This window comes from Metabacillus niabensis (assembly GCF_020524345.1).
Taxonomy (GTDB): domain Bacteria; phylum Bacillota; class Bacilli; order Bacillales; family Bacillaceae; genus Metabacillus; species Metabacillus niabensis_B.
In genome coordinates this window covers 1-15,571 of record NZ_JAIVLH010000018.1, presented here as the reverse complement: position 1 = coordinate 15,571, position 15,571 = coordinate 1, and the positions used below count along the sequence as shown (strand labels likewise).

The window sequence follows — 15,571 nt, the reverse complement described above, 5'->3', positions numbered from 1 at the left end:
TCACGAAAGTAGCTCAGCTATTTTTTCGAAAAGTAATGTTAACGTGTGCATAAATTGGGAGGTATGGAAATGGAACAGTTATCGAAAAAAATAGATAGTGAGTATACAACATATCCTGAAAAGGTATTACAGTTCGGAACTGGAAACTTTTTACGTGCATTTACTGATTGGCAAATAGATGTCATGAATAAGAAAGGGATGTTTAATGGCCAGGTTGTTGTTGTCCAGTCAACCCCAAAAGGTGCAGTTGATACAATAAACGAACAAGAAGGTCTATATACGTTATATTTACAAGGTATCAAAGAAAATCATCCTGTTAGTGAACATGAAATTATTCACAGCATAAGTAGAGGCATAAATATTACCAACGAATATGATGAGTATTTGAAGATAGCAAGAAATCCGGATTTACGATTTATTATTTCAAATACGACAGAGGCTGGTATTCAGTTTCATGAGGAAGATCTTTTGACAGATCGACCCCAAAGCAGCTTTCCAGGCAAATTAACAGCTCTACTATATGAGCGGTATCAGGTTTTTCATGGTGAAAAAGATAAAGGATTTATTATCTTTCCATGTGAGCTAATCGAAGATAACGGAAAAGAACTTAAAAAAATTGTGTTAGCATATGCAGATGCTTGGAAGCTGGAATCCGGGTTCTCTGATTGGGTTGAAGTGGCAAATACGTTCTGTAATACATTAGTTGACCGCATCGTCCCTGGTTACCCAAAGGATTCCATACAAGATAAAACGGATGAACTGGGCTATATTGATAAATTAATAGTAGTTGGAGAACAATTTCATCTTTTTGTTATTGAGGGACCGTCTTTCATTAAGAAAGAATTTCCAGCAGCTCAGGCAGGTTTGAATGTACATGTTGTAGATGATTTAAGCTCTTACAGGCTTAAGAAAGTCCGTATCTTAAACGGTGCCCATACTGCGATGACACCAGTTGCTTATTTATGTGGAGTAAATACGGTAAGTGAAGCAGTGACAAACGATTTAACAAAGCAATTTGTTGAAAAAGTGATATATGAAGAGATTATTCCTACCTTACCTTTCCCGGAAGAAGATCTTTCTCAGTTTGCGGAGGATGTATTAAATCGATTTAAAAATCCATTTATTCACCACTATTTATCTAGTATTTCGTTAAATTCAGTTTCAAAGTTTAAAGCAAGAATTTTACCAACACTTTCTGAATATGTTGAAAGGTTTAGCAAGTTGCCTGAAGCGACTGTTTTCTCGTTAAGTGCACTGCTTTATTTTTATAAAGGAAAACGGGGAGATGAGTCAATCACACTTGTTGATGATGAATCTACACTACACATATTTAATGATTGTTGGTCTTTATATGCTGACAATATGGAAGAACTTGTATCTACCATTCTGTCAAATGAAAAATTATGGGGTACTGATTTATCAAAAATTCCCCAGTTAACTGAATCAGTTGTCAATCAGTTAAAGAAGATAAATCAAAATGGAATGAATGAGGCATTAACACAATTCTTGCAAAAGACAGGTGAGAAAAATGAAAGCGTTTATTAAGATCAAAGAATCAGATAATGTGGCAGTCGCGATTCGGAAGATTGATCAAGATCAACTACTTGAGATTGATGGTACGACGATCAAATTAAAAGAAACAGTTAATAAAGGCCATAAATTTGCACTAAAGGAAATCCCTCAAGGTGAAAATATCGTGAAATACGGTTTTCCAATTGGGCATGCTACACAACAGATTGAACCAGGAGAATGGGTTCATACCCATAATACAAAAACAAACTTGTCAGGTGTCGAGGAATATGAATACAAGCCAAAGTTTCAATCAGAACACACACTAAAAAACACAACAACATTTAAAGGGTTTAAAAGAAAGGATGGGAGGGTTGGGATTCGTAATGAGCTTTGGATTGTTCCGACTGTAGGATGTGTGAATGGAATCGCCGATCAAATGATTCGTGTATTTCAAGAGAAAGTCGGGGATATAGCCCCATTTGAACATATTCAAGTTCTAAAACATAATTACGGTTGTTCTCAGCTTGGAGATGATCATGTAAATACAAGAACCATTTTAGGTAATGCTGTTAACCACCCAAATGCAGGGGGCGTGCTAGTTTTAGGATTAGGGTGTGAAAACAACGAGATTAATGAATTTAAAGAATCTCTAGGAGATTTTGATTCTAATCGGGTAAAGTTTCTAAGTTCACAGGATGTCATGGACGAGGTAGAAGAAGGAGTAAAGCTATTACTAGAAATTTTTGGAAATGCAAGAGATGATCAACGGGAAGACCTTCCATTATCAGAATTAAAAATTGGACTAAAATGTGGCGGCTCAGATGGTTTTTCAGGTATTACAGCCAACCCGTTATTAGGGCAGTTTTCAGATTATTTAGTTGCTCAAGGTGGAACAACAGTCTTAACTGAAGTACCGGAAATGTTTGGGGCAGAAGAAATATTAATGGAGAGAGCGAAAGATGAGGAAGTCTTTCAACAAATTGTTGACCTGATTAATGATTTTAAACGATATTTTGAACGTCATGATCAGCCGGTTTATGAAAATCCATCACCAGGAAACAAAGCGGGTGGTATTACAACACTTGAAGATAAATCACTAGGTTGCACACAAAAAGCAGGAACGTCTCAAGTTGTGGATGTATTAAAATATGGAGAAACACTAAAAACGAAGGGACTAAACCTGCTAAGTGCTCCAGGAAATGACTTGGTAGCTTCATCAACCCTGGCTGCAGCCGGTTGTCAATTGGTTCTGTTCACCACCGGAAGAGGAACACCTTTAGGTACATTTGTCCCAACGATTAAGATCTCAACAAACACACAAATTTATGAAACAAAGCCACACTGGATTGATTTTAATGCAGGAACACTTATTGATGGTCAATCACAGGAAGAGCTGCTTGAAGACTTTATCTCATATGTCATCAAAGTTGCGAGTGGAGAAAAAGTAAATAATGAGAAAAATCATTTTAGAGAAATTGGTATTTTTAAAACAGGTGTAACGTTGTAAACATAAAAGCTTCAATCCGAACAAGAGGATTGAAGCTTTTATGTTTATTTTTATTTAGTTTTTGAAGATAACCACTCCATGAGTGTGATATTCTTACCATCAATCGTTTTTTCCACATCATTGTTATACACATAAATCCATGACCAGTGTCCATGATACTCGTATGGTGTGCCATCCTCTTGTTTGTATAATCCAGAAGTATCAATGACGTTATCAAATAAGGAGAGATGAACATCTTCTGCTCCCGCCTCGATTAACCTGTTATAAGTCGGGACAACAAATTGATTTGCAGGGACTACATCATCTGTTTTTGCATGAATAAACCAGATAGGTAGGTTTTTCATCGTATCAATATCCTCGTCTGTAATGAGTGAGTCATTTAGTGCCTCACAGGTTGGAAAAGCAGCGGCAAAATAATCAGTATAGTCTCGTATCATCAGCATGGTCATATATCCACCGTTTGAATCTCCGCCGATGTAGATTCTGTCATGATCTATGTCTTTGTTTTTCGCTACATACTCTTTGATTAACGACATTAAAGCTTCTTGATATTTTGACGTACCATCGCCAAATCCTGTGAATCCATCCATCCAGAAAGTTGGTGTTTGAGGAGCTAAAACATAGGCTCCATCAAAATAGGATTGAATTTCATCTGAGGCAAAGTTAACGGCTTTATTTCCTGAAATGGCAATAGTCGGGTCTGTCCCACCTTCACCTGCTCCATGTAACCATATGATTAACGGATTTTTCTCTTTATCTTTTGCTGGTGAAAAGTCCGCATAAGTTAGTGTAATATCATCATATGTAGCCTTGCCGGTTGAAAAATCATCGACTAATTCTCTAACACCACCATTAAATGTATCCACAACTAAATCTGAAATGATTCCTGCAGGTGTTTCAATGGCCTCTTTTTGAGTAATTGTGTAGGTGTTCTCATTCCAATCATTGTAACCTGAGCCAGCCCAATCGTAGTTAATCGCAGAACCTAAAGAAATCTCCGGACCAATTTGCATTTCTAATACAACATATTTTCCAGTTTTAACGACCGGGTTTCCGTTTTTATCGGCTACATAAGCTTTTGTAACATGACGATATCCCTCTTCTAAAAAGGGTGTTACTAAACGGCTGTCACTTCTAGATACATGGACATCGAAAGTGTCTGTTGTTACTGAATCCTTAGGGATTGGCTTTCCAACATCAATCAGAACCTTCGTAATAGCAGCACCCCAATCTTCCACTTCTGTTATGGTTTTGTAGGATGTTGGTTGAGTTTTCAATTCTTTTGCCTCTCCTTCCGACATAAAAAATAGTGTGGAACTAGCTACTAATGTACTTAACATCGCGGTTTTTGCATGCTTTTTCATAGCTTTGAACAACTGAAAAACCTCCTTTGATGAAGTGTTAAAACGCTTACATTAATAGTTTAATATACTTTTTTCATGAAGACCTGTCTTTTTCTAACTTAAATAAGGTCGATTCTTGATTCGTTGTTTCGTGTTTCAGTTGTTTTCCCTTTATTCATTTTTCGATACTGACTTGGTGTCATGTGGTAGAGAGACTTAAACACTCTTGTATAGGACTTTTCACTTGGAAAACCATGCTTCAGGGCAATATGAATGACTGGTAAATCAGTATTCATTAAATCCGGATAGGATTTCTCAAGGCGTATTGTATGAATATAATTGAGTACTGTCATACCGATATGTTTGAAAAAGAATCGGGAAAAGTACTCTGAAGATAAATTAAACTGTGAGGCAAGGTGATCAATAGCTAGATTTTGATTATAATGTTTCTTTATGTAATTCGTAATCGATGTTAAACGTTCTAAATACTTGTTTGTTTTAATGGTAGGACTATTTTTTTTCTCTTCTTTGAAGTCATTTAGTAATTGATAGATTAATTGGTATGCTAGTCCGGTTAAGTTAATGCGGACAAGGGGATCATGTTCTTTGTTAAAGTAATGTACAAGAATTTCATTTAATAGGGTTCGAAGCTTTTCAAATTTTTTTATTCTACTAAAATCTTTTTCATGAGTAGAATTACAAGTAAACACAATTTGATCATAATTTTCATAGATTCCTTTCAAGAATTCATATCTAATAAAGATTGTGACGGCCTTTCGATTTTTACCTGTAGTCACTGAAAAAGAATGAATCGAGTTTGAGTTTATGACCACAATATCTCCTTCACTTGATTCATATTCTTTGCCATCTGTATAAATTTGATCTATTTTCCCTGCAAGGACATAGGAAATTTCGATATCCTCATGCCAATGTCTTGGAATATAAATTTCTTCATCAGATGTATGAAGGATGACTTTAATAGGCAAATCATCATCGGCTTTTACCAACTCATATTTGTAATCCATTTTAGAAATCCCTCCTAATACTCTACGTTTTTAGCTATGATCATATCTTAATCCTTATCGAAAGAAAAGATAAACGCTAAAAGTTTATAAAAAATATTTTATATTGGATATAAGTCATGAAAGTGATGGGAAGAAGTCAGAATAAGGCTAGAAAACAGTCAGTTTTGCAGTAGTAACAAATTTGAAAACGCTTTATAATCAAAAATGTAAGGAAGTATATATACAAAAGATTGAAAGGGGAAGGATTAAGATGACGACAACGGTTGGACTTAACTTATATTCGGTATTTAGAGAATTAAATGAAGATTATTTTGGAACGTTGGAAAAGGTTGCAGGAATGGGGTATAAAAATATAGAACTTATTTCGGCTAATTTTTCAACAGGTGAAAGATTTGCAGATACATTTACTTTACAGGCAATAAAAAAGAAATTTGATGAGCTTGGATTACGTGCATTTGCTGCACATGAAGGTGTGGCACCAGGAATGGCTTTAATAGAGGGAAACTGGGATAAGATAATTGAAGAAAATGCCGAGCTTGGCTGTGAGTCAATTGTTATGCCGATGACTTTTATTAGTACTCGTGATGAAACACTAAAAACAGCGGAAGAATTAAATATCATTGCTGAAAAATGTAAAACAGCAGGATTAGAATTTTACTATCATAACCATGCTCATGAGTTTAGACAAATTGGAGAAAAAACTTTATTTGATATTTTAGTAGAAAACACAGACCCTAATGCTGTTAAATTTGAGTTGGATCTTGTTTGGGTAACAAGAGGCGGACAAGACCCAATGAGTGTTCTTGAGAGATTAGGGAATCGCTGTGACATGATTCATCAAAAGGATTTAGGAACGCATGTTAACGCTGTGAATGTATTTTCTGCGGTTAATCCGGATGAACAAAATGAAACAATGAAGATTTATCGTGAAGTTGTACAACCAACTGATTTCGTTAATCTTGGAAAAGGGATCGTCGATTTTGAAAGTACATATCAAAAGATTCAAGAATTGGGAACGATTCGATATGCGATTGTCGAAAATGAAGGTACGGTTGGTAATAAATTTGAAAGTATAGCAAGTGATTTAAAGGTGATGGAGAAGTATGTTCCAGAGTTTACAAAAGCTGATTAATAAGGAGTGATTTACATGTCAAACGATACATTAAAAATCGGTATTATTGGTTGTGGTGGAATCGCAAATCAAAAGCATATGCCAGCGTTAGCTAAACTGGGACATCTAGGTGAAATGACAGCTTTCTGCGATGTAGTCGAGGAAAGAGCGATGAAAGCGGCAAAAGAATTTGGAACAGCTGATGCGAAAGTTTACAATGATTATAAAGAGCTGTTAAAAGATGAATCGATTGATGTCATTCATGTACTAACACCAAATCTGCAGCACTCCTTTATCACCGTGGCTGCTCTTGAAGCTGGCAAACATGTCATGTGTGAAAAGCCAATGGCGATAAACTCCAAGGAAGCTCTAGAGATGGTTGAAGCAGCTAAACGAACAGGGAAAAAGCTGACGATTGGATACCAAAACCGTTTCCGTGATGATTCACAAGTTCTTCATAAAGCTTCACTCGCAGGTGAGTTCGGCGATATTTACTTTGCAAAAGCACATGCCATTCGCAGGAGAGCTGTTCCAACTTGGGGAGTCTTTTTAGATGTTGAACAACAAGGCGGGGGACCATTAATCGATATTGGGACACATGCTTTAGATTTAACACTTTGGTGTATGGACAACTATCAACCACATTCTGTTACAGGATCGGTCTTTCATAAATTAGCTGATAAACATGAAGGCAATGCATTTGGTCCATGGAATCCTGATACATTTGGAGTGGAGGATTCAGCATTTGGTTTTATTAAAATGCAAGATGGATCAACGATTATTTTAGAATGTTCCTGGGCTTTAAATACAACAGATGTAAGAGAAGCGATGACTTCATTATGCGGTACAGAGGGCGGCGCTGAAATGAAAGGTAACCCTGCAACAGGTGAAGGAGAGCTTGTATTTAATAGTACCAAGTATGGGAAGTTAGTTGAAACAAAACCTGCAACAGGTGGAGGCATTGCGTATTTTGATTCAAGTGCTGAAGACCCTGGTGTAATAGAAGCAAGACAGTGGTTAGAGTGTATTATTAATGATACAGAGCCGTTAGTGAAACCAGAACAGGCTTTAGTTGTTACGCAAATTCTTGAAGCCATCTATACATCTGCAAGAACTGGGAAAACAGTGGAATTTAATCAAGATACAGTACAAGTTACATTATAATATATAAAAATACCCAAGGGAATTTGAGATCTTTTATAGGTCTCTTTTTTTATATTTTTAAAGTGTAATATCTTTTGAACTATTGTTTGAAATCTCATGTCTAAGTGTAAGTGATCCTCAATCAAAATTTTGCCCTAATTTAAAAAGGGAAAGCCCAGAATGAAAAGGCTCTCCAGTTATATGTTTATATTATTCTTGCAACTTTGTGATAAACTTCAAAGCGTTATCCATATTTTTAGAATCTACTCGAATAGCAGCAATCCTTTTACTCTCATTTACCTCTAACCCATCAAATAGAGATTTATCATTAATGACGACCCCATAAATTTGTTCTGTTTCATCTGCTGGAGATTTTCCATACACAAGTTGCTCTTCTAATACCTGATCTTTAATAGAAGGCTCAAGTGGCTGGAATATTTCCAACTGCATAAGCTGTTCGAAGTTTTCCTCGCCAACAATATACACATCTGATTGGTCTGACATGAGGGTGATCACGCTCTTTTGTTGGTTCCCTGCGTCCATCGTGTCGTTTATTTCTGTTGGTGCATAATTAGAGTTTGTTATGACTCTTTCCCATGAAGGAAAAAGAGAGAGAACATTTTCTGAGACTGGGTTCACATCACTTCCGAGTAAAAAATAATCTCCGTAAAGCATAATGCCCAGGTCCTCAGGCGGAAGATTGGCTAACTCTTTTTTCTCTTGATGATTGCTGACAAGCGTTTGGATAATTGATCCAACTAAAATCAGTAATATGATAGCTCCAGCAATGTGTAATTTATGATAATAAAGAAAGTGCTGCAGCTTATTCTTAAATGACTTGTTTTCTTCTTTAGGATTGGAACCGTATACATTAACGTGTTTAATAGTATTATAGGCATCAGTTATTTGGGTCATATCGAAAGGTTTTTCAGCATTCGGTACACTCTGATATGAACGGTCCCTTTTAATCCAGGTCATATATTGCTTCTCAACCTCATCCATTGTCGAGTCTTCTGGAATTTCCAATAGTTTATAAGCTTCTTTTATATCCAAAACATACACCTCTCTTTTCATGCTCTCTACTATGTTGAAGGAAAATGGTAGAAATGGTCGTTACTATAAAGATATCTTAAATTGAAGATTTTTGCACTACTTACATGAAAAAAGTAGGGAGGAATATGAAGAGGGAATCGGTTTCGAAAGTCCTTTCTCATAAATGTAATGGAGGGATTAAACATTCATACTTACCCTATTATCGTGACAAACTTGGTTTTCAAAGTGAATTATTCATTTTTACGACTTTAGTCTGAGAAAATGATGGAGAAAATCATCCTTTTACATGAATGGGAATTTTCTTTCATCATGTATAGTTAAAAACAAGGAGGGATCCTATCATGATTAATGTCGCCATTATATCCGGTAATCCACATATTCAAAAAAGTTTGAGCTTATTGGTAAAAACAGATCCTGATCTTAACATAGTTAAAGCTCAAAATATCGTTTTGGACAAAAATGCAGTTTTCCTAGTAGATACAGAACTAGAGGCTTTGGAAGATTGCCTAAAACAATTTTCTGAGCATGTCCCAATTATTCTGTATAGTCATTCTAAGGAGTTTTTAGATATGAGTCATTTGCTGAATAAATACAAGGTGAAATTCTTTAATGTTTATACAAAACCTGAGTGTATTCTACAACTTATTAAAGAACCGTTTCGTTAATGGTTGCTACAACAACTATACTTCCTTTAAATCGAGCTTCACTTTTACTTAATTAATTGAAAAGGAGAAACAAGAATGGAACAACGAATAACAGATATTACGATCATTGGTGGAGGACCTACAGGATTGTTTGCAAGTTTCTATGCAGGAATGAGAAAGTTGTCGGTAAAAATAATAGATAGCTTGGGTCAATTAGGTGGTCAGGTTGCTGAATTATACCCTGATAAATATATTTATGATATTGGAGGCTTTCCAAAAGTTCTCGGAAAGGATTTTATTGAAAATTTAATTGAACAAGCAAACTATGCTTCACCTGACGTATGCTTAAATGAAACAGTATTAAATATATCAAAAAAAGATGATGTGTTAACATTAACGACGACGAAAGGTGAACACTATACAAAGTCAATCTTAATTACCGGAGGAATTGGTGCATTCGAGCCAAGAAAATTAAATGTAGCAAATGCAGCTGCCTATGAAGGGAAAAACCTTCACTATTCCGTGAAAGATTTACGTGAATTTCAAGGAGCGAAAGTCCTTGTATGTGGTGGTGGAGACTCTGCTCTGGATTGGTCATTAATGTTAGATGGTCTTGCTAAGGAAGTAACTCTATGTCATAGAAGAGCAGAATTTAAAGCACACGAAAGCAGTGTTGATAAATTACATGCCTCAAATGTGTCTGTGAAAATCCCCTATGTTGTAAAAGAGCTTGTTGGTAATGATGAAAGAATTAAACAGGTTGTAATTGTAAACAAGGATGGTAACAAAGAAATAATTGAAGTCGACCACGTCATTGTCAATTATGGAAATATCTCATCTCTTGGTCCAATAAAAAGCTGGGGATTAGAAATGGACAAAAATTCAATCAGTGTTAATTCGAAAATGGAAACAAATATTGAAGGCATATATGCTGCAGGAGATCTTGCGACGTATGAAGGAAAGGTTAAACTAATTGCGGTAGGCTTAGGTGAAGCTCCAATTGCCATAAATAATGCTAAAAAGTTTATTGATCCTTCATCAAGAGTACAGCCTCTTCACAGCACTAGTGTGTTTAAATAGGAGGGATTCAAAATGAAACTTGTAGGGATATCAGGTTCACTAATTGGATCAAAAACATCAAAGGTTGTCTATGAAGTTCTTATGGCCATAAAAACTGCGGATCCAACGATTAATATCGAGTTAATTGATCTAAAAGATTATGAAGTTGAATTTGTAAAGGGAACACCTCTTAGTTACTACAATGAGGATACAATTAATGTTGTAAACACTATCCAAAGTGCTGACTTTCTTGTTTTTGGCACACCAATTTACCAAGCTTCAATTACTGGGGTTTTAAAAAATTTGTTTGACCACATGCCAATTGATGCTTTTAAGTCAAAAGTAACAGCCATGGTGACGACAGGTGGGACTGATAAACACTTCCTTGTCACTGAATACCATCTGAAACCAATTCTTAGCTACTTAAAAGGTGTCGTCCCTGTTGGGAATGTCTTTGTTCAAAATGATGATTTCAATGAAGAGAATGAAATCAAAAATACTGAAGTCAGCAGCCGGATTCAAAAATTGGCAAAAGAAATGCTCCTTCTGCAGAAAGCATTAAATAAAGATCAGGAATAATATGAAGTGAAACTTCAATTTTTAATTTGAAAATTGAAGTTTTTCTTTTGCTTCCAATCTTTTTACAAAAGGTGTAGGATGGATAGAAGAAATGGAATGATGAGAGGTGTACTATATTTATGCTACATAATCCAACAGGAAAAGAGCGATTAGCATTAGCTTTTCTATTGAGTTCTCTTGGAATATTAGGGCCGCTTAATATTGATATGTATTTACCGGGATTTCCTGATATTGCTAGTGACTTAGGAGCTCGTGCTTCGCTTGTTCAGCTTAGTTTAACAACTTGTTTAATTGGTCTTGCCGCCGGTCAAGTGATTGTCGGTCCAATAAGTGATGCAAAAGGGAGACGGAACCCCTTAATTATTTCGCTTTCGTTATTTGCTTTATCCTCCCTTTTCTGTGCGCTTGCACCGAATATTATCGTATTGGTTATTGCTCGCTTCTTGCAAGGTCTTACTGCTTCAGCAGGTGTTGTACTTTCACGTGCAGTAGTTCGGGATGTATTTAGTGGAAAAGAGCTAACGAAGTTTTTTGCCTTATTAATGGTAATTAATGCGACAGCCCCTATGCTGGCTCCAATCGCTGGTGGGGCTATTTTATTGCTGCCATTCGCAAGCTGGCATACGATTTTCTATTTTTTAAGTTTATTAGGAATAATCATTGTGACAATTATTGCTTTAAAGCTGCCGGAAACATTACCTACTGAGAAGCGATTGCCGAGCTCAATTGGTCATTCTGTCCGTACTATGGGAAGTTTAATCAAAGACCGCTCATTTATTGGATATGCCCTAACGGTTGGGTTCATCCATGGTGGAAGTTTTGCCTACGTCTCTGGGACACCTTTTGTCTATCAAGGAATTTATGGTGTTTCTCCACAAACATTCAGCATTTTATTTGGAATCAATGGTTTAGCCATTATTTCAGGAAGCTTTATCATTGGACGATTAGGTGGTATTTATCATGAAAGAAGCCTGCTTCGTGTCGCTGTTATTACAGCTGTAAGTGCAACAACTGTCCTTTTAATTATGACGATTCTCAAAGGGCCGCTTGCAACACTTGTTATCCCGATTTTCATTTATATGACGTCAATGGGCATGATTTTGACGAGTTCATTTACACTCGCGATGGAAAAGCAGGGACACCGAGCAGGAAGTGCTAGTGCTCTGCTAGGCTTGCTTCCACTCTTACTTGGCTCATTTGTTTCACCTCTAGTAGGAATAAACGAAACAACGGCCGTGCCGATGGGGGCGACTTTATTTCTTACATCACTAATTGGATTGGTTTCATTCTTTACTTTAACAAAACAACGAGAAAATGTTTTAAACCTAAAAGCAGAATCGGGGACGTAATGTCTTCGATTTTTTGTCGAATGCAAGATTTCATAAGGAAGCTACAAAAATCTTTGAAAGAGAAATTGCGAGATTACAAGATAATTTGCAAGAATAGCCCATTAGGTTGCATAATTCCGAAACGTACTACCGTTCCAGCTTACTATCATACAGCATCCGATATTCGGTAGGTGTCATTCCTTCCTGTTCTAAAAAACGCTTATTAAAATAGCTAATGCTTGGATAGCCCGCTTTGAGGGCAATTTCTTTTATGGTCATTTCTTTTTTGTCCAGCAGCCATTGCTTGCTCATTTGCAGGCGGCAGAGTGTGATAAATTGCATAGGAGTCATTTGAGTAGCACGTTTAAATAATCGGCAAAAATAATAGGTGCTAACGCCTGTTTGTTCAGCCCAATAATCGAGCTCGAAAGGTTCGCAAGCTCGTCTTTGCATGGCAGGTAGTAGAGTTTGAATTCGATCATCTAATTCCTGCCGACGGTCTGATGTTTTTGGTGATGCATTTGTAATGAACTCCATTAAAAAGGTGTATGTAAGAGTAGAAAGCTGCAATAAGTGTAAAAAACTGTTCTGTTCGGCTTCTTGTAAAAGCTGTTCATGTGCTTTTTCAAGAGGTGATAATTGTTTGATTGTCCATAATGAATGCTGATCAAAGCTTTGCTCAGATAAAAAAGAATTTAAAATACTGCCATAAAAATGTACCCACTTGATATTCCACGGATCATGTTTGCTACTATAGTACCTTTGCTCCTGCATAGGAAAATACAAAAATGCATCTCCTCGTTTTAGGGTAAATTGTTTACCATCAATCTCTACAAATCCAGTTCCAGATAACACAAAATGAATACTAAAATTATTTAAGGTTCCTACTTTCCGGTCAACCTCATGATCAGGTTCTTCCCAGTACCAGCCTATTGATTCAGGTAAAATCATAAACTCGTGATTTTGTAGGGTTGGAAGTAAATATTGTCTTAGCAAAAGGATCACTCTTTCATCGCAATATTGTTTCATTGAAAGTGCAAAAAGATTCTATTTTTATTTTATGCGTAGTTTCATATAATGACAATATAGTATTAAGTTTTCGTAAAGGAGTGAATAACGTGGAAAAAATACGTTGGGGAGTTATTGGTAGTGCTAAAATTGCGAAGGGCTCTGTCATCCCTGGGATTAAAGCATCACAAACTGGGGAAGTTGTGGCTATAGCAAGCAGGGGCATAGAAAAAGCAGAGGAAACAGCAAAACAACTACATATTCCTAAAGCATATGGAAGCTATGAGGAGTTGCTCGCCGATCCTGAAATTGAAGCCGTTTACATTCCGCTTCCTAATCACTTACATAAAGAATGGACTATTCGCGCAGCTGAGGCTGGAAAACATGTATTATGTGAAAAACCAGCGGCCATCAATGCAAATGAAGCAGAAGAAATGGCAGAAGCATGCCAAAAAGCTGGTGTTATATTTGCTGAAGCCTTTATGTATCGTTATCATCCTCGCTATGAGCTGATTCGTGATATCATCCAATCAGGTGAAATCGGTGAAGTACGAGGTATCCACGCTACATTTACATTTAATAATGCGAAGGATTCTGAAAATGTTCGTTACAAAAAAGAATGGGGAGGAGGATCCTTATACGATGTCGGTGTTTACCCAATTAGTGCAGCAAGAATGATTTTAAATCAAGAGCCACAAGCTGCAACGGTACACGGTTTGTTTTCAAAGCAGCATGATGACGTTGATATGATGGCTTCCGGACTTCTTGAATTTGAAAATGGTGTTGCATTAACATTTGATTGCGGCATGTGGGCAGCCTTTCGAAATGAACTCGAAATTGTTGGAACAGAGGGCCGTATTGAAGTTCCGTCTGCATTTGTTGCACATCAAAATGAGCAGGATCACTTTGTTGTTCATACGAATGATGGAAAAAGAGAGGTAGAGGTTCCATACCTTAACCAATACGCTTTACAGGCAGATGCTTTAGGAAGAAGCATTCGAAATGGTGAGCAGTTACCATATCCGGCAACAGATGCTATTTTAAATATGAAAGTTCTTGATGCTTGTTTAACATCAGCAAAAGAGCGTCGTCGAGTTGAATTATAAAATCTAGGAGGGTTTACGGTGAAAAAAATAACGATTCCAGGCTTAGAAAAGCAAGTTACTAACTTAATTCAAGGTTCTGATTATTTTAAACCTAGTGTTTATGAGAAAGTGTGTAATGTTCTTGACCGTTATGTAGCGATCGGTGGAAATACGATTGATACAGCTTATATCTACTGTGGCGGAGAGAGTGAAGTAGCGATTGGTATGTGGTTGAAAGAACGAAACAATCGAGAGGATATGGTGATTCTTACAAAAGGCGCTCATCACGATCAAACAGGTCCTCGTGTTAATGCTGAAGCAATCTCTAAAGATTTATATGAAAGCTTGGATCGATTACAAACAGATTATGTTGATTTGTATGCTCTACACCGTGATGATCCAACTGTGCCAGTAAGTGAAATAATAGAAATATTAAATGAACACATTAAAGCCGGCCGAATTAAGGCTATTGGAGGTTCAAACTGGACTGTACAAAGATTACAGGAAGCTAATGAATATGCTGCTAATCATGGACTTGTTGGTTTTACCTTTAGCAGTCCAAACCTAAGTTTGGCAAAAGCTAATGAGCCATTCTGGGCAGGGTGTGTGTCAGCTGATTCGTCTGACCTTGCATGGCATAAAGAGCACCAATTTCCACTTATGTCATGGTCATCTCAAGCAAGAGGCTTCTTTACTGGACGTTTCTCACCAGAAGACAAAAGTGATAATGACATTGTGCGCGTTTTTTATAGTGATGCCAATTGGGAACGCTTGCGTCGTGCAGAACAATTAGCTAATGATAAAGGCTTTACGACAATTCAAATCGCACTTGCATATGTGCTTAATCAACCGTTTCCTGCTTGTGCGCTAATTGGAGCACAAAATGAACAAGAGTTACAATCTTGTTATGAAGGGTCATTAATTGAACTTACAGAAGAAGAACTTAATTGGTTGGAGAATGTATAATAAAGTAGTATATTGCTAGGCTAGATATATAAAATTTTTCTATTATGATGGCTTAAATCCCTTATATAAAGGGTTTAAGCCTTTTTGTATTTGGCGTGCCCAGCAAGCCGTTAATTGCTAATTGGTGAAAGTCCAATCCGAGTAAGTGCCAAGACGCTCGGTAGCTGACAGGCAACTGGTGGAGAAATCCTAAGGTTGAAGCCCTGTG

At 36.7% G+C, this 15,571-nt stretch carries 14 protein-coding genes; 10 read left to right on the top strand and 4 right to left on the bottom strand.

Annotated elements, in window-relative coordinates; genetic code table 11:
• Positions 1 to 69 precede the first annotated feature (69 nt).
• Together LC095_RS18690 and LC095_RS18685 are read left to right on the top strand one after the other, a co-directional pair.
• Positions 70 to 1,545: a tagaturonate reductase gene (locus LC095_RS18690; RefSeq protein WP_226529598.1), complete on the top strand. Its 1,476-nt coding sequence runs from the start codon at positions 70 to 72 to the stop codon at positions 1,543 to 1,545.
• Complete coding sequence (locus LC095_RS18685; protein WP_226529597.1) at positions 1,529 to 3,019, top strand: UxaA family hydrolase; 1,491 nt, start codon at positions 1,529 to 1,531, stop codon at positions 3,017 to 3,019. Before LC095_RS18690 ends, LC095_RS18685 begins: the two co-directional genes overlap by 17 nt.
• Positions 3,020 to 3,069: 50 nt before the next feature.
• Here the strand turns inward: LC095_RS18685 and LC095_RS18680 are convergent, their stop codons facing one another.
• Positions 3,070 to 4,395 (bottom strand): prolyl oligopeptidase family serine peptidase, encoded by a 1,326-nt coding sequence (locus tag LC095_RS18680; RefSeq protein WP_226529596.1) that lies wholly within the window; start codon positions 4,393 to 4,395, stop codon positions 3,070 to 3,072.
• A gap of 86 nt (positions 4,396 to 4,481) precedes the next feature.
• The gene (locus LC095_RS18675; protein WP_226529595.1) at positions 4,482 to 5,387 is read right to left on the bottom strand and encodes an AraC family transcriptional regulator; all 906 of its coding nucleotides are present in this window, start codon (positions 5,385 to 5,387) and stop codon (positions 4,482 to 4,484) included.
• 250 nt (positions 5,388 to 5,637) lie between these two features.
• On the opposite strand from LC095_RS18675, the gene LC095_RS18670 reads away from it, so the two are divergent.
• Positions 5,638 to 6,519, top strand: coding sequence for a sugar phosphate isomerase/epimerase family protein (locus LC095_RS18670; RefSeq protein ID WP_226529594.1), 882 nt, complete (start codon positions 5,638 to 5,640; stop codon positions 6,517 to 6,519).
• 15 nt (positions 6,520 to 6,534) lie between these two features.
• The gene (locus LC095_RS18665) at positions 6,535 to 7,662 is read left to right on the top strand and encodes a Gfo/Idh/MocA family protein (RefSeq protein ID WP_226529593.1); all 1,128 of its coding nucleotides are present in this window, start codon (positions 6,535 to 6,537) and stop codon (positions 7,660 to 7,662) included.
• Between the two features lie 189 nt (positions 7,663 to 7,851).
• Here LC095_RS18665 and LC095_RS18660 read toward each other — a convergent pair whose 3' ends face one another.
• Positions 7,852 to 8,694, bottom strand: coding sequence for a hypothetical protein (locus LC095_RS18660; protein WP_226529592.1), 843 nt, complete (start codon positions 8,692 to 8,694; stop codon positions 7,852 to 7,854).
• A gap of 341 nt (positions 8,695 to 9,035) precedes the next feature.
• Here LC095_RS18660 and LC095_RS18655 point away from each other — a divergent pair, with 341 nt between their 5' ends.
• From LC095_RS18655 to LC095_RS18640, 4 genes are all read left to right on the top strand, one after another.
• A complete protein-coding gene (locus LC095_RS18655) occupies positions 9,036 to 9,359 on the top strand; it encodes a hypothetical protein (RefSeq protein WP_226529591.1) in 324 nt (107 codons plus the stop codon).
• Positions 9,360 to 9,434: 75 nt separating this feature from the next.
• Entirely contained in the window at positions 9,435 to 10,418 is a 984-nt protein-coding gene (locus tag LC095_RS18650) for an NAD(P)/FAD-dependent oxidoreductase (RefSeq protein WP_226529590.1), read from the top strand.
• A 12-nt stretch (positions 10,419 to 10,430) separates the two neighbouring features.
• Positions 10,431 to 10,976 carry an NADPH-dependent FMN reductase gene (locus LC095_RS18645; protein ID WP_226529589.1) on the top strand — a complete coding sequence of 182 codons (546 nt, stop codon included), beginning with the start codon at positions 10,431 to 10,433 and terminating at the stop codon, positions 10,974 to 10,976.
• 119 nt (positions 10,977 to 11,095) lie between these two features.
• Positions 11,096 to 12,325: a Bcr/CflA family efflux MFS transporter gene (locus LC095_RS18640; RefSeq protein ID WP_226529588.1), complete on the top strand. Its 1,230-nt coding sequence runs from the start codon at positions 11,096 to 11,098 to the stop codon at positions 12,323 to 12,325.
• 126 nt (positions 12,326 to 12,451) lie between these two features.
• Here LC095_RS18640 and LC095_RS18635 read toward each other — a convergent pair whose 3' ends face one another.
• Positions 12,452 to 13,333 (bottom strand): helix-turn-helix domain-containing protein, encoded by an 882-nt coding sequence (locus tag LC095_RS18635; RefSeq protein WP_413467517.1) that lies wholly within the window; start codon positions 13,331 to 13,333, stop codon positions 12,452 to 12,454.
• A gap of 89 nt (positions 13,334 to 13,422) precedes the next feature.
• On the opposite strand from LC095_RS18635, the gene LC095_RS18630 reads away from it, so the two are divergent.
• Together LC095_RS18630 and LC095_RS18625 are read left to right on the top strand one after the other, a co-directional pair.
• Positions 13,423 to 14,418, top strand: coding sequence for a Gfo/Idh/MocA family protein (locus tag LC095_RS18630; protein WP_226529587.1), 996 nt, complete (start codon positions 13,423 to 13,425; stop codon positions 14,416 to 14,418).
• Between the two features lie 18 nt (positions 14,419 to 14,436).
• The gene (locus LC095_RS18625) at positions 14,437 to 15,363 is read left to right on the top strand and encodes an aldo/keto reductase (RefSeq protein ID WP_226529586.1); all 927 of its coding nucleotides are present in this window, start codon (positions 14,437 to 14,439) and stop codon (positions 15,361 to 15,363) included.
• Positions 15,364 to 15,571: the final 208 nt, after the last annotated feature.

Coding starts and splice junctions, on each gene's coding strand:
- LC095_RS18670 (WP_226529594.1), top strand. CDS start 5,638: ATGACGACAACGGTTGGACTTAACTTATATTCGGTATTTAGAGAATTA.
- LC095_RS18690 (WP_226529598.1), top strand. CDS start 70: ATGGAACAGTTATCGAAAAAAATAGATAGTGAGTATACAACATATCCT.
- LC095_RS18645 (WP_226529589.1), top strand. CDS start 10,431: ATGAAACTTGTAGGGATATCAGGTTCACTAATTGGATCAAAAACATCA.
- LC095_RS18665 (WP_226529593.1), top strand. CDS start 6,535: ATGTCAAACGATACATTAAAAATCGGTATTATTGGTTGTGGTGGAATC.
- LC095_RS18675 (WP_226529595.1), bottom strand. CDS start 5,387: ATGGATTACAAATATGAGTTGGTAAAAGCCGATGATGATTTGCCTATT.
- LC095_RS18685 (WP_226529597.1), top strand. CDS start 1,529: ATGAAAGCGTTTATTAAGATCAAAGAATCAGATAATGTGGCAGTCGCG.
- LC095_RS18640 (WP_226529588.1), top strand. CDS start 11,096: ATGCTACATAATCCAACAGGAAAAGAGCGATTAGCATTAGCTTTTCTA.
- LC095_RS18655 (WP_226529591.1), top strand. CDS start 9,036: ATGATTAATGTCGCCATTATATCCGGTAATCCACATATTCAAAAAAGT.
- LC095_RS18650 (WP_226529590.1), top strand. CDS start 9,435: ATGGAACAACGAATAACAGATATTACGATCATTGGTGGAGGACCTACA.
- LC095_RS18635 (WP_413467517.1), bottom strand. CDS start 13,333: ATGAAACAATATTGCGATGAAAGAGTGATCCTTTTGCTAAGACAATAT.